At 70.8% G+C, this 20863-nt stretch carries 21 protein-coding genes; 10 read left to right on the top strand and 11 right to left on the bottom strand.

The window, feature by feature from the left end:
- Positions 1-171: 171 nt before the first annotated feature.
- The 8 genes from dprA to DFI_RS13655 all read right to left on the bottom strand — a co-directional run bounded on the left by dprA (position 172) and on the right by DFI_RS13655 (position 8268).
- Positions 172-1266 carry a DNA-processing protein DprA gene (dprA, locus tag DFI_RS13690; RefSeq protein ID WP_027464169.1) on the bottom strand — a complete coding sequence of 365 codons (1095 nt, stop codon included), beginning with the start codon at positions 1264-1266 and terminating at the stop codon, positions 172-174.
- Complete coding sequence (locus tag DFI_RS13685) at positions 1263-2627, bottom strand: sensor histidine kinase (protein WP_027464170.1); 1365 nt, start codon at positions 2625-2627, stop codon at positions 1263-1265. The genes dprA and DFI_RS13685 overlap by 4 nt, the downstream gene beginning before the upstream one ends.
- A 120-nt stretch (positions 2628-2747) precedes the next feature.
- Positions 2748-3407: a response regulator transcription factor gene (locus DFI_RS13680; protein WP_027464171.1), complete on the bottom strand. Its 660-nt coding sequence runs from the start codon at positions 3405-3407 to the stop codon at positions 2748-2750.
- A 222-nt stretch (positions 3408-3629) separates the two neighbouring features.
- On the bottom strand, positions 3630-4079 hold the full coding sequence (locus DFI_RS13675; RefSeq protein WP_027464172.1) for a hypothetical protein: 450 nt from the start codon (positions 4077-4079) through the stop codon (positions 3630-3632).
- Between the two features lie 263 nt (positions 4080-4342).
- Positions 4343-5836 (bottom strand): dihydrolipoamide acetyltransferase family protein, encoded by a 1494-nt coding sequence (locus DFI_RS13670; protein ID WP_027464173.1) that lies wholly within the window; start codon positions 5834-5836, stop codon positions 4343-4345.
- A gap of 58 nt (positions 5837-5894) precedes the next feature.
- Positions 5895-6128 carry a hypothetical protein gene (locus DFI_RS13665; protein WP_027464174.1) on the bottom strand — a complete coding sequence of 78 codons (234 nt, stop codon included), beginning with the start codon at positions 6126-6128 and terminating at the stop codon, positions 5895-5897.
- Between the two features lie 14 nt (positions 6129-6142).
- On the bottom strand, positions 6143-7162 hold the full coding sequence (locus DFI_RS13660) for an alpha-ketoacid dehydrogenase subunit beta (RefSeq protein ID WP_027464175.1): 1020 nt from the start codon (positions 7160-7162) through the stop codon (positions 6143-6145).
- On the bottom strand, positions 7159-8268 hold the full coding sequence (locus DFI_RS13655) for a thiamine pyrophosphate-dependent dehydrogenase E1 component subunit alpha (protein ID WP_022800756.1): 1110 nt from the start codon (positions 8266-8268) through the stop codon (positions 7159-7161). The genes DFI_RS13660 and DFI_RS13655 overlap by 4 nt, the downstream gene beginning before the upstream one ends.
- Positions 8269-8508: 240 nt before the next feature.
- Here DFI_RS13655 and mnmG point away from each other — a divergent pair, with 240 nt between their 5' ends.
- The 5 genes from mnmG to DFI_RS13630 all read left to right on the top strand — a co-directional run bounded on the left by mnmG (position 8509) and on the right by DFI_RS13630 (position 13116).
- Entirely contained in the window at positions 8509-10335 is a 1827-nt protein-coding gene (gene mnmG, locus DFI_RS13650) for a tRNA uridine-5-carboxymethylaminomethyl(34) synthesis enzyme MnmG (RefSeq protein ID WP_027464176.1), read from the top strand.
- 98 nt (positions 10336-10433) lie between these two features.
- The gene (locus DFI_RS13645) at positions 10434-10754 is read left to right on the top strand and encodes a hypothetical protein (RefSeq protein ID WP_022800758.1); all 321 of its coding nucleotides are present in this window, start codon (positions 10434-10436) and stop codon (positions 10752-10754) included.
- On the top strand, positions 10751-11485 hold the full coding sequence (gene rsmG, locus DFI_RS13640) for a 16S rRNA (guanine(527)-N(7))-methyltransferase RsmG (RefSeq protein WP_027464177.1): 735 nt from the start codon (positions 10751-10753) through the stop codon (positions 11483-11485). Before DFI_RS13645 ends, rsmG begins: the two co-directional genes overlap by 4 nt.
- 37 nt (positions 11486-11522) lie before the next feature.
- Positions 11523-12287 carry a ParA family protein gene (locus DFI_RS13635; protein ID WP_027464178.1) on the top strand — a complete coding sequence of 255 codons (765 nt, stop codon included), beginning with the start codon at positions 11523-11525 and terminating at the stop codon, positions 12285-12287.
- Positions 12271-13116: a ParB/RepB/Spo0J family partition protein gene (locus tag DFI_RS13630; RefSeq protein ID WP_027464179.1), complete on the top strand. Its 846-nt coding sequence runs from the start codon at positions 12271-12273 to the stop codon at positions 13114-13116. The genes DFI_RS13635 and DFI_RS13630 overlap by 17 nt, the downstream gene beginning before the upstream one ends.
- Before the next feature lie 40 nt (positions 13117-13156).
- On the opposite strand, the gene DFI_RS13625 is transcribed toward DFI_RS13630, so the two are convergent.
- Complete coding sequence (locus DFI_RS13625; RefSeq protein WP_027464180.1) at positions 13157-13855, bottom strand: HepT-like ribonuclease domain-containing protein; 699 nt, start codon at positions 13853-13855, stop codon at positions 13157-13159.
- A 141-nt stretch (positions 13856-13996) separates the two neighbouring features.
- Complete coding sequence (locus DFI_RS13620) at positions 13997-15013, bottom strand: MBL fold metallo-hydrolase (protein WP_081426014.1); 1017 nt, start codon at positions 15011-15013, stop codon at positions 13997-13999.
- 126 nt (positions 15014-15139) lie between these two features.
- Here DFI_RS13620 and DFI_RS13615 point away from each other — a divergent pair, with 126 nt between their 5' ends.
- The 3 genes from DFI_RS13615 (at position 15140) to DFI_RS13605 (ending at position 17812) form a co-directional block, all read left to right on the top strand.
- Complete coding sequence (locus tag DFI_RS13615; protein WP_027464182.1) at positions 15140-15523, top strand: 4'-phosphopantetheinyl transferase superfamily protein; 384 nt, start codon at positions 15140-15142, stop codon at positions 15521-15523.
- Between the two features lie 232 nt (positions 15524-15755).
- The gene (locus DFI_RS13610; protein WP_043779556.1) at positions 15756-16595 is read left to right on the top strand and encodes a Cof-type HAD-IIB family hydrolase; all 840 of its coding nucleotides are present in this window, start codon (positions 15756-15758) and stop codon (positions 16593-16595) included.
- Positions 16596-16636: 41 nt separating this feature from the next.
- Positions 16637-17812: a DUF3089 domain-containing protein gene (locus DFI_RS13605; RefSeq protein ID WP_051308279.1), complete on the top strand. Its 1176-nt coding sequence runs from the start codon at positions 16637-16639 to the stop codon at positions 17810-17812.
- A gap of 80 nt (positions 17813-17892) precedes the next feature.
- On the opposite strand, the gene DFI_RS13600 is transcribed toward DFI_RS13605, so the two are convergent.
- The gene (locus DFI_RS13600) at positions 17893-19683 is read right to left on the bottom strand and encodes a copper amine oxidase N-terminal domain-containing protein (protein ID WP_420810871.1); all 1791 of its coding nucleotides are present in this window, start codon (positions 19681-19683) and stop codon (positions 17893-17895) included.
- Between the two features lie 204 nt (positions 19684-19887).
- Here DFI_RS13600 and DFI_RS13595 point away from each other — a divergent pair, with 204 nt between their 5' ends.
- Positions 19888-20115, top strand: coding sequence for a hypothetical protein (locus DFI_RS13595; protein ID WP_043779621.1), 228 nt, complete (start codon positions 19888-19890; stop codon positions 20113-20115).
- Positions 20112-20717 (top strand): phosphoribosylanthranilate isomerase, encoded by a 606-nt coding sequence (locus DFI_RS13590; protein ID WP_027464208.1) that lies wholly within the window; start codon positions 20112-20114, stop codon positions 20715-20717. The genes DFI_RS13595 and DFI_RS13590 overlap by 4 nt, the downstream gene beginning before the upstream one ends.
- Positions 20718-20863 lie beyond the last annotated feature (146 nt).

Raw genomic sequence — 20863 nt, 5'->3', positions numbered from 1 at the left:
TTGTCGTCCGCGTACCCGTCGCATCCGGTACGGGATGAAGCTCAGCTCAAGCTCTCGATGCGAGTCGAAGCATACCACCCCCTCCCCTTCTCTCCCCCACCTGAACGACCCGCAGGAGAAAGAAAAGGAGATCGGGGCAGACTGGTCTCCAATCCCGGGCTGGCTTCTCTCCTACCTTCTCACCCAGCGACCGCCGGTCTCTTCCGCAAGGCCCATCAGGTGCAGCATCACCAGTGCGGTCTGCAGGTCGGGGAGCGCCAGACCGGTCACCGCCTGAAGGTCGTCCAGGGTGGCCGGCGTGCCCAGCGCCTTCAGCACCCGCGCCTGCTCTGGCGGGAGGTCAGGGAGGGGCTGGGCCGGTGCAGTGCCCCAGTTCAGCTCATCCAGGATGTCCTGGGCGGTTTCCGTCAGGACCGCGCCCTCCCGGAGGAGTTTGTGCGGACCGCTGGCCCGGGGGTCGCCGGCGCGGCCCGGCACCGCAAACACGGTCCGGCCGCATTCCAGGGCGTGCGTGGCGGTGATCAGCGATCCGGATTTCCGTTCGCCCTCCACGACCAGGGTACCGCTGCTCAGGGCGGCGATCAGGCGGTTGCGCATGGGGAAGTGATGCTGCGCCGGCGGGGTGCCCAGCGGATATTCGCTGAGCACGGTGAGGCGGCGGGCCAGAGGCACGTTCTCGCTGGGGTAGATGTGGTTCACGGCGCTGCCGAGCACACCGATGCTGGTCCCGCCGGCGTCCACCGCCGCCTCGTGCGCGGCGGTATCCACGCCGCGCGCCAGTCCGCTGATGACGGTCACGTCCGCGCGGGCGAGATCGGCGGCGATACCGCGGGTCAGGCTGATCGCGTGTGGGCTGGCGGTGCGGGTCCCCACGATCCCGATGCTGCGCGGCGTGACGGGCAGCTCAGGGAGGGACCCGCGCACCCACACGACGGGTGGAGGGTCACCCAGGGCGTCAAGGGCCGGCGGGTACCCGGGCAGGCCCCGGCCGAGCAGGGTGACGCCTTCGCGCTCGGCCTTCTGGAGTTCCTGGTGCGCGAGGTCGGCGGCCTTCGCAGTGCCGATGCCCGCCACGCTGCGACTGTCGAGGGCGGGCACGGTGCGCAGTTCGGCCAGCGGAGCGTTCAGGGCCGCCTGGGCAGTCCCGAAGTGTGTGCGCAGCGCCTCAATGCGGCGCGGCCCCAGGTGCGGCGTGAAGCGCAGGGTGAGCAGGGCGATGAGTTCGGCGGCCTGGGCAGCGTGAGGGTGAGGTGGGGCGCCGGTCACCGGGCCAGGATAGCGGGCTCGTCCAGCAGTTCCTCGCTCACTTCGTCGTCCGTCTCGTTCAGGGCGGCGCCCGGGAGCGTCAGCGTGAACTGCGCGCCGCCGCCCGGCGCGGTGCTGCCGGCCAGGTTCCCGCCGTGCGCCAGGGCGATCTGCCGGCTGACACTCAGGCCCAGGCCGCTGCTGCCCGCGCCGCTCACGAATGGCTCGAAGATGCGGTCCCCCAGGTCCGGGGGCAGGCCGGGACCGCTGTCACGCACCGTGAAGGTCACCTGCTCCGGGGTCTCGTTCAGGGTCAGGGTGACGGTGCCGTCCGGCCCGGCAGCGCGGCGGGCATTGGCGAGCAGGTTGCGCAGCGCCTGGGTCAGGCGGTCCGGGTCGCACAGGATCCCGGCCGCCCAGTCCCCCTGGAAGGCGGTGCCGGGCACCAGGCGGTCCAGGCGGCCCTGCAGGGTCCGGGCGGGGATGTAGTGCCACACGAGTTTCATTTCCAGCTGCCCGCGGGCGAGCTGCATCAGGTCCTGCGTGGTGAAGGTGAGCTCGTCGGCCACCAGGGCCGAGCGGATCACGTCCGGGTCGCCGGTGTGCTCGGCCGCGCGGTTCAGGGAGGCCTTCAGGACGGTCAGCGGCGCGCCGAGTTCGTGCACGATCTGTCCGAGTAGCTGCTTCTCGCGGGCCTGCCCGGCCTCGATGCGCACCAGCAGACGGTTGATCGCGGCGAGCAGGCGGTGCACCTCGTCCTCCCGGTCCGGCAGGGGCAGAGTAGCGAGGCTGCGGGTGGGGTCGATGCGGTCGGCGAGGTCCGCGGCGCCGCCCAGGCCGGTCAGGGCCCGGCGGCCCGCCCAGAGGCCCACCGGGAGCATCAGCAGCGGCGTGACCAGCAGGGCCAGCAGCAGCGCGCGGGTGGCGCTCTCACGGGCGTTGATCAGGTCCTCCTCCGGCAGGCCCACCCACAGCGTTCCGAAATCGCCGGCCTTGCGGGTCACGGTGCGGATCGGGACGCCCAGCAGCGGCACCCGGGACTGGCTGAGGTACGGGAAGGGCTCCCCGGCCTTGAGGTTCAGGCCGCTGCTGGCCTGCAGGATGGTGCCGTCCGGGCTGACGAGGGCGGTGTACCCCACCGGGGGCAGGCCCACGCCCAGCGAACGCGCGGGGTTGGAAAAGCGTTCGGCGATCACGTCGGCGCGCTCGTTCAGGCGGGCGTCGAACTGCCGGTCCATGCTGCGCAGCAGCAGCGCCATCACCCCGAGGGCCATGACGGACGTGATCGCCAGGGCCAGCAGGGTGTAGATCAGGGCCAGCCGGAAGCGCAGGCTGTGCCGCCACGCCACGCGCGCGCCGTCCAGCCGGGCTGCCCGGGTCATGGGTGCCCCGGGTGTGGCACGGCGCCGCGCCGCGCCTCCTGCACAGGCAGGCGGGGGCGGCGCGGCGGGCGTCTCATGGCGTCAGTGTAGTCAGGCGCTCCGGTCGCCCGGAGGCTTTCTTCAGGATTGCAGAACGTACCCGACGTTCCGGATGGTGCGGATGCGCAGGTCGCTGCCGGCCGATTCCAGCTTCTTGCGCAGCTGCGAGATCCGGACCTCCACGCTGTTGCTGTTCGGCGTTTCCCAGCCGTACAGGTGCGACTCGATGTCGGTGCGGGAGAACACGCGTTCCGGGGTGCGCATCATCAGTTCCAGGATGCGCGCCTCGTGCTCGGTGAGGTTCACGTTCTTGTCGTTCACGGTAAGCAACAGACTGCTGGTGCTCAGGCTGGTGTTGCCCAGATTCACGCCGGTCCCGGCCGCCGTGCGGCGCAGCAGGGCCGTGATGCGGGCGTCGAGTTCCGGCATCGCGAAGGGCTTGGTGAGGTAGTCGTCCGCCCCGGCATTCAGGCCGGCCACGCGCTCCTGCACGCCGCTGCGTGCCGAGAGCACCAGCACCGGGGTGCTGGAGTACTGCCGCAGGGCCTGCACGAGGTCCAGGCCGTCCCCGTCGGGGAGGTTCAGGTCCAGCAGGATCAGCTGGGCGTTGTGCGTGCCCAGCCAGGCCTGCGCGTCTTTCAGGGTGGCGGCGTGGTGCACCTGGTAGTCCGCTGCGAGGTAGTCGCGCAGCAGCGGGCCGAGATGAGGGTCGTCTTCTACGATCAGGATCTGGGCGAGCATGGAGCCTCCGTGAACGGTCCGCGCGGGCGGGCCTGGACTGAAAGGAGCAGCGGACGGCGTGCAGGGCGGAAGGAGAGGGGGCCGTGGATGAGCATCAGGATGTCAGGTTCGACCTGATCTCACCTTCACGCTTGTCCGGGGGAAACTTGCGCTGATCTTGGGTCAGGGGGGGCCTGTCGGGCATCAGAAATAAGCCGGCCCTTGCGTAGGGCCGGCCTCGGTTCATTTCTTCTGGTTGCTGTTGTTGCCGTTCTCCTGGGTTTTCAGGCCGGGCAGGGTGACCGCCGGGGTGTTCACGCCCAGCGTGAGCTTGAAGCCCTTGAGGAACTTGTCCAGCGTGACCGGGTTGGCGCTGCCCGGGAAGGACAGGGCGCTGGCGCGGTTGGCGCTGCCCTCGTTCAGGGAGAGCACGCCGCCCCGCAGGGTGCCGTCGTAGCGGGCCTGCAGGCCGGGGAACAGGCCGGCTTTCTTCTCGGCGTCGGTCTGGGCGAACAGCAGCACCACGGGACCGTTGTAGTTGCCGACGAGTTGCAGGTTGAGGCGGCCGCCGCTGGTCTCGCCGTAGCCGAGGGTGCTCTGCAGTTCGGCGTCCACGACCATGACCTTCAACGCCTGCGCCGGAGCGGCGGTCAGGAGCGTGAGCAGTGTCAGCAGGGCGGGCAGGCGCAGCATGGGCATCAGGGTATCCAATCCAGGGTGTGAGAAAAGCGACAAGGAATGCAGAGAGATCAGGTGGGCTGTCGCGGGGGGTTCGCCCCAGGGGCCCTCCGGGAGGGGCAGGGGCCGGTGGACCGTCCACCGTGACGGCCCACCCTACCCGCCCAACCTGACGGGGTGCTGAACCGGGGCCAACGGGGCCGGGCCCTGGAAGCGGTGTGCTCCCGGGGCCCGGACGTCCAGCCGGCCGTGACCGCAGGGTCAGGCCGGCGGGGCGGTCACATCGCTTCGAGCATGAGGCGGTCGGGGTTCTCCAGCAGGCGGATCACTTCCTTGCAGAAGCGGGCCGCTTCCGCGCCGTCCACCAGGCGGTGGTCGAAGGACAGCGACAGGTACATCATGTGCGCCACGACGATGTTGTCGTTCTCGTCCACGATGGGGCGCTTGACGATGCTGTGGATGCCCAGGATGGCGGCGTCCGGCACGTTGATGATCGGGAAGCTGAACAGCGCGCCGATCGAGCCGATGTTGGTGATGCTGAAGGTGCTGCCGGCCAGTTCGTCCGGCTGGAGCTTGCCCTCGTTGGCGCGCCCGGCGAGGTCCACGACCTCGCGGGCCAGATCGAAGACGCTCTTGTGGTTCACGTCTTTGATGACCGGCACGGTCAGGCCGGCCTCGGTGGCGACGGCCATGCCCATGTTGTAGTAGCGCTTCTGCACGATCTCCTGCGTGGCCTCGTCGAAGGAGGTGTTCAGGCTGGGGTATTTGCGCAGGGCGACGGCCACGGCCTTGAAGATGAACGGCAGGTACGAGAGCTTCACACCCTGGGCCTTGGCATCGTCCTTGACGCGGTCCCGGAACGCGACGAGCTTCGTGAGGTTCACCTCGTCCACCGTCAGGGTGCGCACGGTGTACAGGTGCGACGCGACCATCTGGTTGCTGATGGCGCGGCGCATCCCGCGCAGCGGCACGCGGTCTTCCAGGTGCTCGTAGCCTTTCGGCGTGCGGTACTGCACGGGCGCGACGGGCATGCCCCCTGCGGCGGGCGCGGCGGGACGCGCCGCCGGGGCAGCCTGGGTGGCCGGAGCGGCGGTCGTGGCGGCGGCCGGAGCCGCGGCGGGCGCCTGGGTGGCCTGCTGGCTGAAGGCCAGGACGTCCGCCACGCGGATGCGGCCGTTCGGGCCGCTGCCCGGCACGTACGCGAGGTCCACGTTCAGTTCACGGGCGAGCTGCCGCGCGGCCGGCACGGCCAGGATGCGGCCCTCGTTGTGCTTCACGGGAGCGGCCGGGGCGGCGGCGCGCTGTCCGAGGCCCTGGACCTTCACGGCGTCGTCGGAGGCGAAGGCCTTGAACAGGCTGCCGGAGTCGTCCTCGGGTTTGGGCAGGTGCGTGGCCTCCACGATGCTGCCGCCCACCTGCTCGCGTTCCTCCTGCGCCTGGGGGGGCAGCTGCGCGTCGGCGGTGCCGGGGTTCTCGGCCGTTTCCTGGATGGCCTGAGTGGCGCTGGGGGCCGCGGCCGCCCCGGCCCCGGCTGCGCTGCCGTCGTCGATCAGGGCGATGGCGGCGTGCACGGCGACCACGTCGCCTTCCTTGGCCAGCTGCTTGTGCAGCACGCCGGCCACGGTGCTGGGGAGTTCCACGGTGACCTTGTCGGTCATGACCTCGCACAGCGGCTGCTCCAGGGCGACGGTCTCGCCCTCCTGCACCAGCCACTTCAGGATTTCGCCCTCAACGACGCTTTCGGCGAGTTCGGGCAGCAGGATTTCTTTCATGGGAACCTCTTCGGGAATCGGGAAACAGTCGGGGAGGGAAAGCAGGCTGGGTTTGCAATCAGTGCAGCACGGTGGCCCGCAGCAGCCCGTACAGGGCCAGCACGGCGCCGAGGATCTGAATCCAGCGCTCGCCGCGCGCGTACACCCAGGCCGAGATGCCCAGCACCACGAACGCCAGGCCGATCAGCAGGTGGGGCCACGGCTGCGGCAGGCGCCCCAGGGCGGCGTACAGGCCGAAGCCGATCACCACGCCCAGGGTGCCCAGCAGGGGGCGCAGCAGGTCAGGTCGCACGCGCTGGCCGGCCTTTAATAGTTCAGGACCTGCACGCAGGCGTTCACGATCCGGTTGGCGCCCGGCAGGAACACCTTGTCCTGCACGTATGGGTACGGCGTGTCGAAGCCCGCGACCTGCGTGACCGGCGCGGTCAGATAGTCGAAGGCGCGCTCCTGGATGGTGTAGGCGACCTCGCCCATGAAGTTCGCGGTGCGGGGCGCCTCGCTGACAAGCACGGCCCGGCCGGTCTTCTCCACGCTCTGCAGCACGCAGTCCTGGTCCCAGGGCACGATGCTGCGCAGGTCGATCACCTCGGCCTGCACGCCTTCCTTGGCCAGCGCGTCGGCGGCCTTCAGGACGTCCGGCATCACGCCGCCGTACCCGACCAGGGTCAGGTCGGTGCCCTCGCGGCGCACGGCGGCCTCCCCGATCTTCACGGTGTAGTCGTGGTCAGGCACCTCGCCCTTCGCGGCGCGGTACAGGCGTTTGGGCTCGAAGTAGATGACCGGGTCCTCGCCGCGCAGCGCCGCCTTGAGCAGGCCCTTGGCGTCGTACGGGGTGCTGGGCATCACGACCTTCAGGCCGGGGGTGTGGGCGTAGTACGCTTCGGGGCTCTGGCTGTGGTGGTGCCCGCCCTTCACGCCGCCGCCGGACGGCGTGCGGATCACCATGGGCGCGGTGTACTGCCCGCCGCTGCGGTAGCGGATCTTCGCGGCCTGGCTGATGATCTGGTCGAAGCCGGGGCCCATGTAGTCCGCGAACTGGATCTCCGCGATGGGCCGCAGGCCGCGCGCGGCCATGCCCACGGCCGCGCCCACGATGCTGGCTTCACTCAGGGGCGTGTCGAACACGCGGTCCTTGCCGAACTGGGCCTGCAGGCCGGCGGTGGCCATGAACACGCCGCCGCGTCCGCCGACGTCCTCGCCGAACAGCACGACGCGGCTGTCGCGGGTCATCTCCTCGGCGATCGCCTCGTTCACCGCCTGGATCAGCGTGATCACGCGGCTCTCCCCTGCCCCGCCCGCGGCGGGGGCCTTGCTGGTCGCGGTCATCCCTGACCTCCGGTCTGTTCGGCGCGCAGGAAAGCCTCCTGGTCGCGCAGGTGGGTGGGCATGTCGGCGTACACGTCCTCGAAGATGATCCGCCAGTCGGGTTCGCCGCTGTCCAGGGCGCGCTGCACGTCCTCGTCAATCTGCCGGTGCGTCTCGCTGATCAGCGCGGCGCGTTCCTCCGCGGTGACCGGGTGGCCCAGGTGCGCGAGCAGCCCCTCGATGCGGGTGATGGGGTCACGCGCGACCCAGGCCTCGACTTCCTCGCGGCTGCGGTACTGCTTCTCGGCGTCGGCGTCGGCGTTGCTGTGCGAGCCCACCCGGTACGTGAGGCACTCCACCAAGGCGGGGCCGTTGCCGGCGCGGACCCATTCGGCGGCGTGCGCGCAGACTTCCATCACGGCCACGATGTCGTTGCCATCCACGTAGAAGCCGGGCATGCCGTAGGCCTTGGCCTTGATGTGAATGGTCTCGCTGGCCGTCTGCTCGCGGATGCTGGTGCTGATCGCCCACTGGTTGTTCTCGCAGATGAACAGTGCCGGGGCCTTCGCGGCGCCGGCCATGTTCAGGCCGGCGTGCCAGTCGCCTTCGCTGGTGGCGCCGTCCCCGAAGGTGCAGACGGTGATCTCGTCGGTCCCCAGGTACTTCTGCGCCATGGCGCTTCCGGCCGCCGGCGGCACCTGCGAGGCGATGGAGCTGCTGATGGACACGAAGTTGTACCGGCGGGACGCGAAGTGGTGCGGCATCTGCCGGCCGCGGCAGGTGTCGGTGTTCGTGCCCAGGCACTGGCTGATCATCTCGAACAGCGGCACGCCCATGGCGAGCCCCAGCGCCTGATCGCGGTAGTACGGCCAGACCCAGTCGTGGCCGACGCGGATGCTGCGCGCCAGGCCCACCTGGGTGGCTTCCATGCCGCTGGACTGGGCGTAGAAGGTGGTGCGGCCCATGCGCAGCAGGTTGATGAGTTTCTTGTCGAATTCGCGGGCCTGCACCATGACGCGGTGCAGGTCGCGCAGCAGTTCGGGCGTGAACCGTTCCGGAAGCGGGCGGACGGGCGTGCCGTCTTCCGCGACCCAGCGGATCGGTTCGGGGGTGAAGGGTTCAATCATGGTGGGTGGAGCCTCCTGGGAAACCGGCCCCCGTGACGCGGTTGGTGACTGCGGGGGGATGTGGGCCGGAGAACGGCGGTCTAGCAGTGAGCTAACACTCGTTAGGCATTGTAGACGTTATCCGACAGACCGCCCGCCACGCCGGTCGTCCCGGGATGGCGAACAAGGCTTTTTATGGTGCCTTGGCACCTCCGACTCGCCTCACCGTGTTCCCTCTCCCCTGCCCGCTACACTGGCCGGATGACGAGCGGCCGCAGGGACAGTTGGAACGTACTGGTGATCGGCGGCGGCCACGCGGGCCTGGAAGCCGCCTGGGCCGCCGCCAAGTCCGCGCGGGTGGCCCTGCTGATCGGCAACCCCGCCACGGTGGGCCGCATGCCCTGCAATCCGGCCGTGGGCGGCCCCGGCAAGAGCCAGCTGGTGTTCGAGATTCAGGCCCTGGGCGGCCTGATGGGCCGGCTGGCCGACGACACCGCCATCCACACCCGCGTCCTGAACGCCAGCAAAGGCCCGGCCGTGCAATCGCTGCGCGTGCAGAACGAACGCGACGCCTACGCCCAGCGTGCCCAGGACGTGATTCTCGGCCACCCAGAGATTGACATCCTGCGCGGCGAGGCCGCCGACCTGGAATCCGACGGCCGGGGCGGCTGGTGGGTGATCACCACCGACGGGCGCCGTTTCCACGCCCGCAGCGTGGTGATCGCCGCCGGCACCTTCATGCGCGCCGTCACCTGGTACGGCCGGCAGTCCCGCCCGGAAGGCCGCCAGGGGGAGCCGCCGGCCCGCTTCCTGTCCGCGCCGCTCGCCCGCGCCGGGCACACACTGAAGCGCTACAAGACCGGCACGCCCCCCCGCGTCCGGGCGGACTCTGTTCGGTTCAGCGACCTGCTGGAGATCCCGGCCGACCCGCACCCGCGGGGGTTCACCGGCCGGCCCGGCCCGCGCGCCAGCGAATCCCCGACCTGGCAGACGCACACCACCCCCACCACCCACGCCCTGATTCAGGCGAACCTGCATGAGTCGCCCATGTACGCCGGGGACATCGAGGGGCTGGGGCCGCGGTACTGCCCCAGCATCGAGGACAAGGTGGTGCGGTTCGCCCACCACGACCGGCACCTGCTGTTCGTGGAACCGGACGGCATCCAGACGAGTGAGGTGTACCTGCAGGGCTTCAGCTCCTCACTGCCCCCGCACCTTCAGGACGGGCTGGTCCGGACGCTGCCGGGCTTCGAGCAGGCCGTGATTCAGCGGTATGCCTACGCCGTGGAGTACGACGTGGTGGAATCCACCGAGCTGACCCTGAACATGGAGTCGCGGCGCCTGCCGGGCGTGTTCACGGCCGGGCAGATCAACGGCACCAGTGGATATGAGGAGGCGGCCGCGCAGGGGTTGGTCGCCGGGGTGGCTGCGGCCCGCCGCGCCGAGGGTCTGGAGGAGGTGACCTTCCCGCGCGAGTCCAGTTACCTGGGGGTGCTGCTGGATGAGCTGGTGTTCAAGGGCAGCCAGGAGCCGTACCGCATGATGACCAGCCGCGTGGAGCACCGGCTGCTGGTCCGGCAGGACAACGCCGACGAGCGGCTGACGCCCTACGCGGTGAAGCTGGGCCTGGTGGGAGAGCAGCAGGCGACGGCCGTCACGGCCAAGTACGCGCGGGTCGCGGCCGCCACCCGGCAGCTGGAGACGCATCGGGCCCAGGGCCAGACCGGAGACGCTTGGCTACGCCGGCCGGAATTCAGCCTGGAAGACGTGGAGGCGTTGGGTATTCAGGTGGACGGGCTGACTGCCGAGGAGCGAGAGGCACTGCAGATCCGCGTGAAGTACGCCGGGTACATCGAGCGCACCGAGCGGCAGTTGCGGGCCGAGGCGCACGCCCAGGGCCTGAGCCTGGAGGGTGTGGATTACAGCCGGGTGGCGGCCCTGTCGAACGAGGCGCGCGAAACACTGGCGCGTCTGCAACCGCAGACCGTGGCGCAGGCCGGGCGCATCTCCGGGGTGCGGCACGCGGACATCAGTGCCCTGCTGGTGCACCTGAAAGAGCAGCGTGTTTCACGGGAAACCCGACGGTGAAACAACTCGACTGGTGGATTGACCTCCTCTGGGGAGCGCGGTATGTTTCACGGGAAACCTGACGGTGAAACAAGACACCGCCACCCGGAGGACGAGACTTGGCGTCATTTGAAGAAGGCCTGCTGCTGGGCGTGCTGATCGGGGAAGGGCACTTCGGCGGGGACGGCAAACAGCCGCAGATCACGGTGCGCATGCACACCCGGCACGCCCGGCTGTTCCAGACCCTGCTCTCACTGTGCCCTGGCTCGAAGCTGTACGGCCCCTACGACCACGGCGGCCGGCACTATTACCAGTGGATGGTGCGCGGCGACGCGCTGCGCGAACAGCTGATCCCCCGCCTGGACGCCCTGCCGCTGGAGGACATTGACCTGCACGTCTACGAGCGCTACACCGACATGAAACAGAGGTACGGCCTGTGAATGAAGAAGCCACCCGCCTGCTGACCGAGGGGGCCCGGGCCACCGGCGTGGACGCTGCCCCTCACCTCGGCGCCTTCGCCGACCTGCTGCGCCTGCTACAGGAAGGCAACGCCCGCCACAACCTCACCGCTCTGAAAACCGAAGAGGACATCGTCCTGAAACACTTCGTGGATTCGCTCACCTGCCTGCGCGGCGGCCACCTCCAGGGTTCCCTGCGTGTGCTGGACCTGGGCACCGGCGGCGGTTTTCCCACCTTCCCGCTGGCGATCGTGCAGCCGGAGCTGCAGATCACGCCGGTGGATGCGACCCGCAAGAAGATCGAGTACGTGCGCGCGACTGCCGAGGCCCTGAACCTGCCTCAGATCACCCCGCGGTCGGGCCGGGCGGAGGAGTTGGGGCGCGACCCGGAGCTGCGCGGCACCTTCGACCGGGTGGTGGTGCGCGCCGTGGCTGCCCTGCCCATCCTGGCCGAGCTGGCCCTGCCGTTCCTCAAGTCCGGCGGCCTGCTCATCGCGCAGAAGGGCCCGATCACGCCCGAGGAACTGAACGCCGGGCGCCGCGCGGCCCGCGAGGTGGGCGGCGCGGTGCGCGAGGTGGACCCGTTCACCCTGCCCGTGACCGGCGACGACCGCACCCTGATCGTGATCGAGAAGGTCGCCGCCACGCCGGAGAAGTACCCCAGGGCCGTGGGCATCCCGAACAGCAAACCGTTATTCTGGCGGGCGAAGTGACCCGGACTGACCCCCACCGGCCCGCGCAAGGAGCCGCATGACCAGACGCACGCCACGCACCCTGGGCGTCGTGAACCAGAAGGGCGGGGTGGGGAAGACCACCACCGCCGTGAACCTCGCCGCGTACCTCGCTGCCGACGGCCAGCGGGTGCTGCTGATCGACATGGACCCCCAGGGCAACGCCACCAGTGGCCTGGGCGCCCGGGAGGCCGAAACCGGCCTGTACGAGGCCCTCGGCGAGCCGGCCCGAGCGGCCGAGTACACCCGTCCCTCCGCCCAGGAGGGCCTGGACGTCCTGCCGGCCACGCCGGACCTGGCCGGGGCCGGCGTGGAACTCGCCGACGACCCGGACGCCCTGACCCGCCTGCTCGCCAGCATTCAGGGTTACGACATGATCATCGTGGACGCCCCGCCCAGCCTGGGCCCGCTCACCGTGAACGTGCTCGCCGCCGTGGACGCCCTGGTGATTCCCCTGCAGGCCGAGTACTACGCCCTGGAGGGCCTGGCCGGCCTGATGGGCACCGTGGAACGCGTGCAGGGCGGCCTGAACCCGCGCCTGAAGGTGCTGGGAATCGTGCTCACCATGTTCGACGGCCGCACCAACCTGGCGCAGGAGGTCGAGACCATGGTCCGCGGGCATTTCGGGGAACTGGTGTTCTGGGCGGTCGTGCCGCGCAACGTGCGCCTGTCGGAAGCGCCCAGTTTCTCCAAGCCGATCAACCTGTTTGCGCCCCTCTCCAGCGGCGCGGCGGCGTACAAGCGACTCGCGGACGAGGTGATGCAACGTGTCGAAAAAATCTAGCCTGGGTCGCGGCCTGACCGCCCTGCTCGGCGAGAAGCCCGCCCCGGACACGGCCGGCCCCGGCGGCGCGCAGGTCCTGAAGATCGAACGGATCGTGCAGGCCGCCTACCAGCCCCGGCAGGTGTTCGAACCCGAGGCGCTGGCCGAACTCGCGCAGAGCATCCGCGAGAAGGGCGTGCTGCAACCCCTGCTGGTCCGCCCCCGCGGGGACGCCTTCGAGATCGTCGCCGGCGAGCGCCGCTGGCGGGCCAGTCAGCTCGCCGGGCTGACCGAGCTTCCGGTCATCATCCGGGACCTCTCGGACCGCGAGGCGCTGGAAATCGCGATCATCGAGAACCTTCAGCGCGAGGACCTGGGCCCGCTGGAAGAGGCCCGCGCCTACCAGGCCCTGATGGACCAGGGCCTGAACCAGGAGGGCGTGGCGCAGGCGGTCGGGAAGGGCCGCAGCACCGTGGCGAACGCCCTGCGGCTGCTCACCCTGGAGGACGCTGCCCTGAAGGCCCTCGACAGCGGGGAGATCAGTGCCGGGCATGCCCGCGCGATCCTGGCGATGCCTGAAAAGGACCGCGCCTGGGCGCTGAAGGAGATCACCGCCCGCGGCCTGAACGTGCGCGAGGCCGAGGCCCTGAAGCGCGAAGCCCGTGCCCCTGCGCCGGTCAAGGTGAACCCGCCCCGCACCTACCGGCAGGTGGAACTGGCCCTGAGCCGCCGCACCGGCACGAAGGTGCGGATCACCGGGGAGGACAAGGGCCGCGTGGAACTCAGCTACGCGTCCCGCGAGGAACTCGACCGGATTCTGGAACTGTTCGGCTACGCGGCCGAGGAGTAAGGAGACCTCCGGACCGGCCACCATGTGTGGGCCGGTCCGTTTATTCGGGCGTGGTGTCTGCAAGGGCCTGCAATGCCACGCGGATGGCCGGCAGGTCCTCCCGGACCGTCACCCACACCAGCGCCGGGTCGATCCGGAAGTAGTCGTGGGCGATCAGGTTGCGGATGTCGCGCAGGCAGGCCCACGGCACCTGACGGTGAGTGTCCTGCACGCTCTGCGGGATGAACTTGGTCGTCTCGCCCAGCCGCAGCAGGTTGAGCAGCACGGCGTCCTGCACCTGCTCGTCCCGCAGGAAGGTGGTCAGCGTCAGGCCGCGCGTGAACGCCTCGATGCGGTCCAGGGCGGCCAGCAGGTCATACAGCCGCCAACGCCAGCGCTTCTCCCGGTGCGCGCTGGGCGGCGGGGTCGGCACGTGCCTCACGTCCACGGCGTCGTGCAGGATGTCGCGGCGCAGCGGCGGGTGCAGGCCCGCCTCCGTGACCACGTCCACCCGGCGGTCCAGCAGGTCCTCCATGACGGCCTTCACACTCATCAGGTGTAGCAGGCCGGGGCTGAACCCCTCGACAAAATCGACCAGTAAATCAATGTCGGACGCCGGCCCCGCTTCCCCCCGCGCGACCGAGCCGAACACCCGCACCCGCGTCACCCCCAGCGCCTCCCAGCGGGCCGCGCCGTCCCGGAGCAGGGCGGCCACGGTGCTCAGGCGCAGATCCGGGAAGAGGGACGTGGGGCCGGTCACGGGCGCAGTGTAAAGCGCCCTGCCAGCCCGGGCGCCGTTCCTGAAGGCCAGTTCAGGCTGTTGGGGCCAGCTTGCCCCAGTGGGAACCATGGAAAGGACCGGGACGCTGGCAATCAGCGTCCCGGTCCTGGGGTGAAGAGGTCAGCTCCACTGCCAGACGGTGGGTTCGTACTCGTAGCCTTCCGGCAGTTTGCGCAGGTGCCCCAGCGCGGGGAAGGGGAAGTGGTACGCGGTCACCCACCATTTTTCCGCGACGGCCTGCGCGAACACCTGGGCGCGGGTGGCGGCGGCCTGCGCGCCGTCCGTGTCGAAGCTCACGTACGCGCCCGGGTGGCGCAGGGACAGCAGGAAGTGCCCGGCGGCGTCCCCGAAGACCATGACCTTCTGGTCTCCGCTGACGGCCAGCACGCTCTGGTGCCCGGCGGTGTGACCGGGGGTGGCGACGCTCGTCAGGCCGGGGACGATCTCGCCGCCGGGATCGAGCAGGGTGAAGCGGTCTTTCAGGCCGATCAGGTTGGCCTGCACTGCGGCGTTCGGCTGGGCCTGCGACGTCCAGAAGGTGAACTCGGCGCGGCCGATCACGTGCCGGGCCCGGTCGAAGGTGGCCTTGCCGCCCTGCGTGAGGCCGCCGATGTGGTCGCCGTGACCGTGCGTGATGAACACCGTGTCGATGCTGGCCGGGTCGATGCCGGCGCGGCGCAGGTTGTTCAGCAGCTGCCCCGCCTCCCCGCCGCGGCCGGTGTCGATCAGCACGCGGTTCTTGCCGGTGTCCACCACGACCGGGTTGAAGTGGTTCACGGTGTTCGTGGCGGGCACGCTGTACTCGGCGAGCGTGGCGGCGAAATCCGCCTGCCGGTCCGGGTTGGCGCCCCAGGTGGGCAGCAGCGCGGCCAGGGCGGCGGTGCCGTCACTGACGACCGTGACGGTCAGGTCACCGATCTTCTGGCGGTAGAAGCCGTTGCCGTTCAGGTTCCCGGCCTGGGCGGGGGCCGCGGCGGGCGCGGCAGGGGTGGTGCCCTGGGCGCGGGCGAGGGGGCCGGCCACGCCGAGCACGCCGGCCGCGCCGAGCAGGCGCAGGGTGTCGCGGCGGTTCAGGGCGGCGGGGGCCGGATCGGCAGGCGTGGGGGCGGGGGTCGTCTCGGCCTTCTTGTCGGGCATGGGGCCACCTCCTGGTGGGGCTGTGCAGGATTTCGTTCAAGATCAAGCGAATTTCGGGCGGGGACGGTCACCCCGCCCACCCTGTGAAGGCGGGCTAAAGACGGCCCGGGCGCCTATGCTGCGGGGGTGATCGTCGCCATAGGACACGACCTGATCGAGATAGACCGCATCCGCGCCATGCTGGAGCGCGAGGGCCGGCGCGCGGAGAAGCTGTTCGCGCCCGCCGAACTGGCCTATGTGGCCCGCCTGAGTGACCCCGCCCCCAGCCTCGCCGCGCGCTTCGCTGCGAAGGAAGCCTTCCAGAAGGTCTGGCCGCGCCCACACGGCTGGCGGGACGTATGGGTGGAGCGCGAACGCACGCCGGACGGCCCCTTCCCGTTCACGCCGCCCGTGCTGGGCTTCGCGCCGGAGATCGCCGCGGAACTGCGGGCCGGCGGGCTGGTCGCGCACCTCACGCTCACGCACACTAAGGAGCACGCCTCGGCGGTGGTGGTACTGGAACGGCCCTGAACGCCAGGAATGAAAAACCCCCAGCGTGGCGGCCGGGTGGGAAGACGGGAGGGAAAATGTCCGGCCCTCCACTCCGGGTGGAGAAGGCGGAAGGAGAAGCGGCCGGAAACCTTGGGGGTGAGGAGAGACTAGAGGAGGCGCGGAGAGGGTGTCAAGAAACCTGCCTGCCCCGGGCCCGCCCCGCTGGACACGGCCAGCACGGCGCCCCCGAGGAGCGGATACGCTCGGGAGGATGCCCATTCGCCTGATCGCCACGGACCTGGACGGCACCCTCCTCAACTCCCGGCTGGAGGTCTCTCCCCGCACCCGGCGGGCTCTGGACGCCGCCCGCGCCGCCGGGGTGCACGTGGTGCCGGTCACGGCCCGGCAGCCGCGCGGCGTGCGGTTCATCGCGCAGGCTACCGGGTTTGACGGCTGGGCGCTGTGCGGGAACGGTGCGCACGGCGTGCACCTGGGCACCGGCGAGGTGCTGTTCGAGGCGCACGTCGCCGGGGACGTGCAGCGGGCCGTGGCGCAGGCCCTGGCGGAACGCGTGCCGGGCGTACTGTTCGTGAGCGTGCGCCAGGGCGGCGAGGTGTTTGTCGCGCAGCAGGGGTACGCCGACCTGGCGCACTTCGAGGACCACAAACGCGACCCGGCCGACATGGGCCAGCATGCGCTGGAGGCCGTGCTGGCCGAACCCAGCCTGAAGTTCATCGTGCGTCACCCCACCTTGACCCCCCGCGAGCTGCTGCCGCACGTGCAGGCCCTGAAGGTGCCGGGCTTCGCGGTCACGCACAGCGGCGCGCCGTTCCTGGAGGTGCTGGCCGAGGGGGTGAGCAAGGCCTGGGGCCTGGCGCAGCTGTGCGCCGCGCTGGGCGTAAGGCAGGCCGAGGTCCTGGCCTTCGGGGACGCCCCGAACGACGCGGAGATGCTCGCCTGGGCCGGGCGGGGCGTGGCGATGGGCAACGCCGACCCGGAAGCCCTGGAGGCCGCCGGCGAGGTCACGCTCACGAACGACGAGGACGGCGTGGCCGTGGTGATCGAGCAACTTCTCGCCGCGCAGGAGAGGGAAGAGCCCGCATCCGTGTGAGCGCCCACTGACCCCCGGCATCGTGGCGCGTAGGGTGGAGCATGCCCCCTGCGAGTCCACGGTCCCGCCGGTTCCGGCTCTCCCTGGTCCTGGGCGCCGCGCTGCTCCTGGCGGCCTGCGCGCCGGTGTCTACCGCCCCGGCCGACTACTCCCCCAGCGGCGCGTGGCTGTGCCACCCGGCCCGCGCGGACGACTGTGACACCGACCTGACGGCTACCCGCATCGCGCCGGACGGGACTCTCACCCGTGAAGCCTGGAGGGCCGACCCGGCCGCGCCCGTGGACTGCTTCTACGTGTATCCCACGGCGTCCTGGGACCTGACCCGCAACGCCGACCTGATTCCGGACGAGCGCTCCGAACGTCCCCTGGCGCGCCAGCAGGCCGCGCCGTTCGGCCGGGTGTGCCGGGTGTTCGCGCCGATGTACCGGCAGGTGCCGGTGGCGGCCCTGGTTGGCCTGGCGCGCCAGCCGGACCGGGAACTCGCGTACGCGGACGTCCGCGCGGCGTGGGGGGCGTTCCGGCAGCAGGCCGGCGAGCGGCCCTTCGTCCTGATCGGGCACTCGCAGGGCGCCGCGCACCTGATTCGCCTGATCCGCGAGGAGATCGACGGCCAGGAGGTGCAGGGCCGGATGCTGTCCGCGCTGCTGCTCGGGATGCCGGTGGGGGTGCCAGCCGGTCAGGACGTGGGGGGCACCTTCCGCAGCGTGCCGCTGTGCCGCGCCGGCGGGCAGACGGGCTGCGTGATCACCTACGCCTCCTTCCGCGCGGACGCCCCGCCAGTCGGTGGTCCTTTCACCCGCCCGGATACGCCGGGGCTGGTGAGCGCCTGCGTGAACCCGGCGGCCCTGGCGGGCGGCCCGGCCGACCTGACGCCGTACTTCCGGACCACGCGGACCTTCCCGGTGCTGGGCCCGGTGCAGCGGGACCCGGGTCCCTGGGTGCAGGGCGCGGCCGTGCCCACCCCGTACGTGACGCTGCCCGGCTTCCTGCGCGCCGAGTGTGTGCAGGACCGGGCAGGTGCGGGGTACCTGAGCGTGACCGTGCGGGCAGACCCGGCCGACCCGCGCACGGACACCCTGGGCGGCGAGGTGAACATCGCGGGGGTTGATCTGCCCGGCTGGGGGCTGCACCTGATCGACGTGGACCTCGCGCTGGGTGACCTGATCCGCGTGGTCCAGACGCAGACCCGGGCCTACTTCGCCCGACCGGGCCGCTGAGCCGGGCAGCCACACCGGAACACGTGCGGCGGGTCCAGCCGCCACTTGGCTGGACCCGCCGCAAGGGGGTGAACCTCAGGTCAGGGCTGGTACGTTTTCGTGATGCCGCCCTCGCCGGACAGGGGCCGGGTCTTGTAGAACACCAGACTGATCGGCAGGTTGCTGCCGCTGGCCGGCACGAAATCGATCTTCAGCTGGTCCGCCTGCGCACGCCACAGCAGCACCGGCTGGTTGGGTTGCAGGGCGTTTCCCACGCGCGGCAGCTTGATGACCTGCTGGAGGGGGCCGTCCTGGATGTTCATGGCGCCGCGGTACAGGCCGCCGCGCGGGCTCAGGGCCACTGCGGTGCCGGCCGCACCGTTCACTTCCAGGTCGTACAGCACGCCGTAGTTGCCCAGCAGCCGCACCGGCTGGCGGGTCAGGGCGTCGGTGCCGGTCACGGCCGGGTCCACCTGGTCGTCCCCGATCACGATGCGGGTGGGCAGGCTGCCCAGGTTCACGCGCAGGCTGCGCACGGCGTCCGGGAAGGTGCCGCGCACGTGCCGGCCGTCGCCGGGCAGGTAGGGCAGCTGCTGCACGACCTGCTGCGTGGCCGGGAGTGACAGCTCCAGCATCAGGAAGGTCAGTTCCACCCGGCCGGAGGCGTTGAGGTCCTGCATGACGTTCACGCCGCTGCCGGGGTTCAGGGTGGGGCTGGCGTACACGGCGGCCGCCTCGCCCGGCGCGAGGCTCAGCAGGGCGCCGCGTTCGCTGGCGAAGTACTCCATCAGCGTGACCTGCCCGAGCAGGCTCTCCACGCGGGTGGGCGCCGTTTCGCCCAGGCGCTCGGTGCGGACCTCCACCGGGCGGGTGTCCGTGTTGCGGGCCATCACGATCAGGCGCGCGGGGCGGCCCAGGCCGTTCATGTGGTACCCGAGCAGCCGGGCGCGGCCGGCCACGCTGTCCTGGTACAGGATGCCGCTCTGGGTGGGCACCTCGGGACTGTCACTGAACAGCAGCGGGTAACTGCTTTTCTGCAGGTAGGTGGGCGTGGCGCTGGGGTACGTGAGGATCTGCGCGTCGTTGAAGGTGTCGCCCGGCTGCGCGTACTTCAGGGCGTAGGTCAGGGGCGTGTCCACGGGCGTGCCCTCCACCCGGACGGTGCGGCTGAAGGTCTCGCTCTGCAGGCCGCGGCTGTTCACGACGTTCAGGCTGATGGTGTACGTGCCCGGCTGGAAGAACACGTCCTGCCGGCCGGTCCAGCGGCGGGCGGTGATGTCCGCGCCGTCCGGGTCGTAGGGATATTCGGTGTACACGATGCGTTCGCCCGGGGCGTACACGGTCTTGTCGGTGCTGAAGCGCGCCTGCGGGGCCAGGGGGTTCCCGCCGTCGCGCAGGACCGTGAGGGTGAAGGTGCGCCCGGCGTCGTCGGCGCTGAGGTTGCCGTTCAGCGCGTCAGCGAGCAGGCGGGCGCTGACGTACGTGACGTTGCCGTACGTGGCCGCGCCGTCGGGCTGCGGCACGCCGCCCAGCAGCGCCCGCCCGCGCACGAGGTCCACGCTCAGCCGGCCCAGCTGGGCGTGCCCGGCCGCGCCGGTCAGGGGCTGGTCGAGCAGCCCAGCCGTTTCCCGCAGGGGCAGCATGGTGCGTCCGGCGATGATGCGGGGCGGGTTCTGGAAGCGCAGCATCTGGCCGTTCATGAACGCGCCCGGCTGGTCCACCGTGAAGGTCAGCTGAGCGGCACCGAAGGTGAGGGCCGCCTGCGCGCTCAGTCCGCCGACCGTGGTGGCGAGGGGTGTCAGGGGGGCGGCCACCAGAGCCAGGGCGGCGCCCAGCGTTCGGCGGCGGCGCTGCCGGTCGGTGCGGTAAAAGGTGGGGCCAGCAAAAGGCATTCGGCAAGTATGGCGAAAGTCCCTGACGCCTGTCTGCCGGATCGGGCCAGGGGGCCCACTGCCCGGCCCGTACTCTTAAGGGCACACCCCGGCGCGGCCACACGGCACAATGAAAGGGTGACCGACCCCGCAGGCCCCCACGACCCGACCCTCGCCCCGCTGCCGGCCCGCGAGTGGCCGGACGGCGAGCTGCACTTCGCGCGCATGATTCTCGGCGACCGCCGCTGGAACGCCGTGCCGGACGCAGAGGTGCGCGCCGAGGCGGAGGCCCTCCTGACAGCGTGGATGGGCGGCGAGGTCCGCATGGAACGGCCGAAGCTGTACGACCACTACGCCCTGCCGTTGCTGGCCCTGCTGCGCCACACCCGCGCCCTGGAGGCCCGGGTGGCGGCCCTGGAAGCGCAGCTCGGCACGGGGGAGGTGGAGCAGTGACGCGGGTCAAGGTCTGCGGCATTACCAGTGTCAACGATGCCGTCCTGAGTGCCGAGGCCGGTGCGGACGCCCTGGGGTTCATCTTCGCGCCGGTCAGCCGCCGGCTGGTGTCGCCGGCCGTCGCCCGGCAGGCCGGTCTGAGTGTCGGCCCCGGCCCGGCGCGGGTGGGGGTGTTCATGAACCAGGCGCTGGACGAGGTGCTGCGCACCGCGGAGGCCGCGCGCGTCTCGGCCGTGCAGGTTCACGGCCCGGTGTCAAGTCTTTACGTGCAGGCGATCAGCGGGTACTATCCCGTTCTGCGCGTCCTGCGCCCCGCCGACCTGGCGGCCGAGGCGGACGTGTGGACGGACGTCCCCGGCGTCACCCTGATGCTGGACGCCCCCGAACCGGGCGGCGGCATCCCACTCGACTGGGCGGCCCTGAAGGCCGCCTTCCCCAGCGGTGCGTGGCTGGCCGGGGGGCTGGGCCCCGCGAATGTCGCGGAGGCGATCCGGCACCTGCGGCCGGCTGGGGTGGACGCCGTGAGCCGACTGGAAGCCCAGGCCGGCGTGAAGGACCCGGCGGCCGTGCAGGCCTTCATCCGGGCAGCGAAGACCGCCTGACCGGAAGTTATCCACAGTGAAACGGAAGGCTGTGGATAACTTCCGGTCAGAGTGAGCTGCCTGGGACACCTGTCCGCAAAGGTGCGCTGTACGCGCTTTCTGCTTCGCTGCGCGCGGGGCGGCTTCACAGTTATCCACACCCTGTC

The sequence above is a fragment of the Deinococcus ficus genome, from assembly GCF_003444775.1.
GTDB lineage: Bacteria > Deinococcota > Deinococci > Deinococcales > Deinococcaceae > Deinococcus > Deinococcus ficus.
Note: the sequence above shows the minus strand (reverse complement) of the source record. Positions and strands in the feature narration are given on the sequence as shown.

Excerpts from the sequence above, each read along its gene's own strand:
- mnmG (WP_027464176.1), top strand. The coding sequence starts at position 8,509 with ATGACGAGCGGCCGCAGGGACAGTTGGAACGTACTGGTGATCGGCGGC.
- DFI_RS13675 (WP_027464172.1), bottom strand. The coding sequence starts at position 4,079 with ATGCTGCGCCTGCCCGCCCTGCTGACACTGCTCACGCTCCTGACCGCC.
- DFI_RS13600 (WP_420810871.1), bottom strand. The coding sequence starts at position 19,683 with ATGCCTTTTGCTGGCCCCACCTTTTACCGCACCGACCGGCAGCGCCGC.
- DFI_RS13595 (WP_043779621.1), top strand. The coding sequence starts at position 19,888 with ATGATTCTCGGCGACCGCCGCTGGAACGCCGTGCCGGACGCAGAGGTG.
- DFI_RS13620 (WP_081426014.1), bottom strand. The coding sequence starts at position 15,013 with ATGCCCGACAAGAAGGCCGAGACGACCCCCGCCCCCACGCCTGCCGAT.
- DFI_RS13685 (WP_027464170.1), bottom strand. The coding sequence starts at position 2,627 with ATGACCCGGGCAGCCCGGCTGGACGGCGCGCGCGTGGCGTGGCGGCAC.
- DFI_RS13610 (WP_043779556.1), top strand. The coding sequence starts at position 15,756 with ATGCCCATTCGCCTGATCGCCACGGACCTGGACGGCACCCTCCTCAAC.
- DFI_RS13605 (WP_051308279.1), top strand. The coding sequence starts at position 16,637 with ATGCCCCCTGCGAGTCCACGGTCCCGCCGGTTCCGGCTCTCCCTGGTC.
- DFI_RS13655 (WP_022800756.1), bottom strand. The coding sequence starts at position 8,268 with ATGATTGAACCCTTCACCCCCGAACCGATCCGCTGGGTCGCGGAAGAC.
- DFI_RS13670 (WP_027464173.1), bottom strand. The coding sequence starts at position 5,836 with ATGAAAGAAATCCTGCTGCCCGAACTCGCCGAAAGCGTCGTTGAGGGC.
- DFI_RS13680 (WP_027464171.1), bottom strand. The coding sequence starts at position 3,407 with ATGCTCGCCCAGATCCTGATCGTAGAAGACGACCCTCATCTCGGCCCG.
- DFI_RS13635 (WP_027464178.1), top strand. The coding sequence starts at position 11,523 with ATGACCAGACGCACGCCACGCACCCTGGGCGTCGTGAACCAGAAGGGC.
- DFI_RS13660 (WP_027464175.1), bottom strand. The coding sequence starts at position 7,162 with ATGACCGCGACCAGCAAGGCCCCCGCCGCGGGCGGGGCAGGGGAGAGC.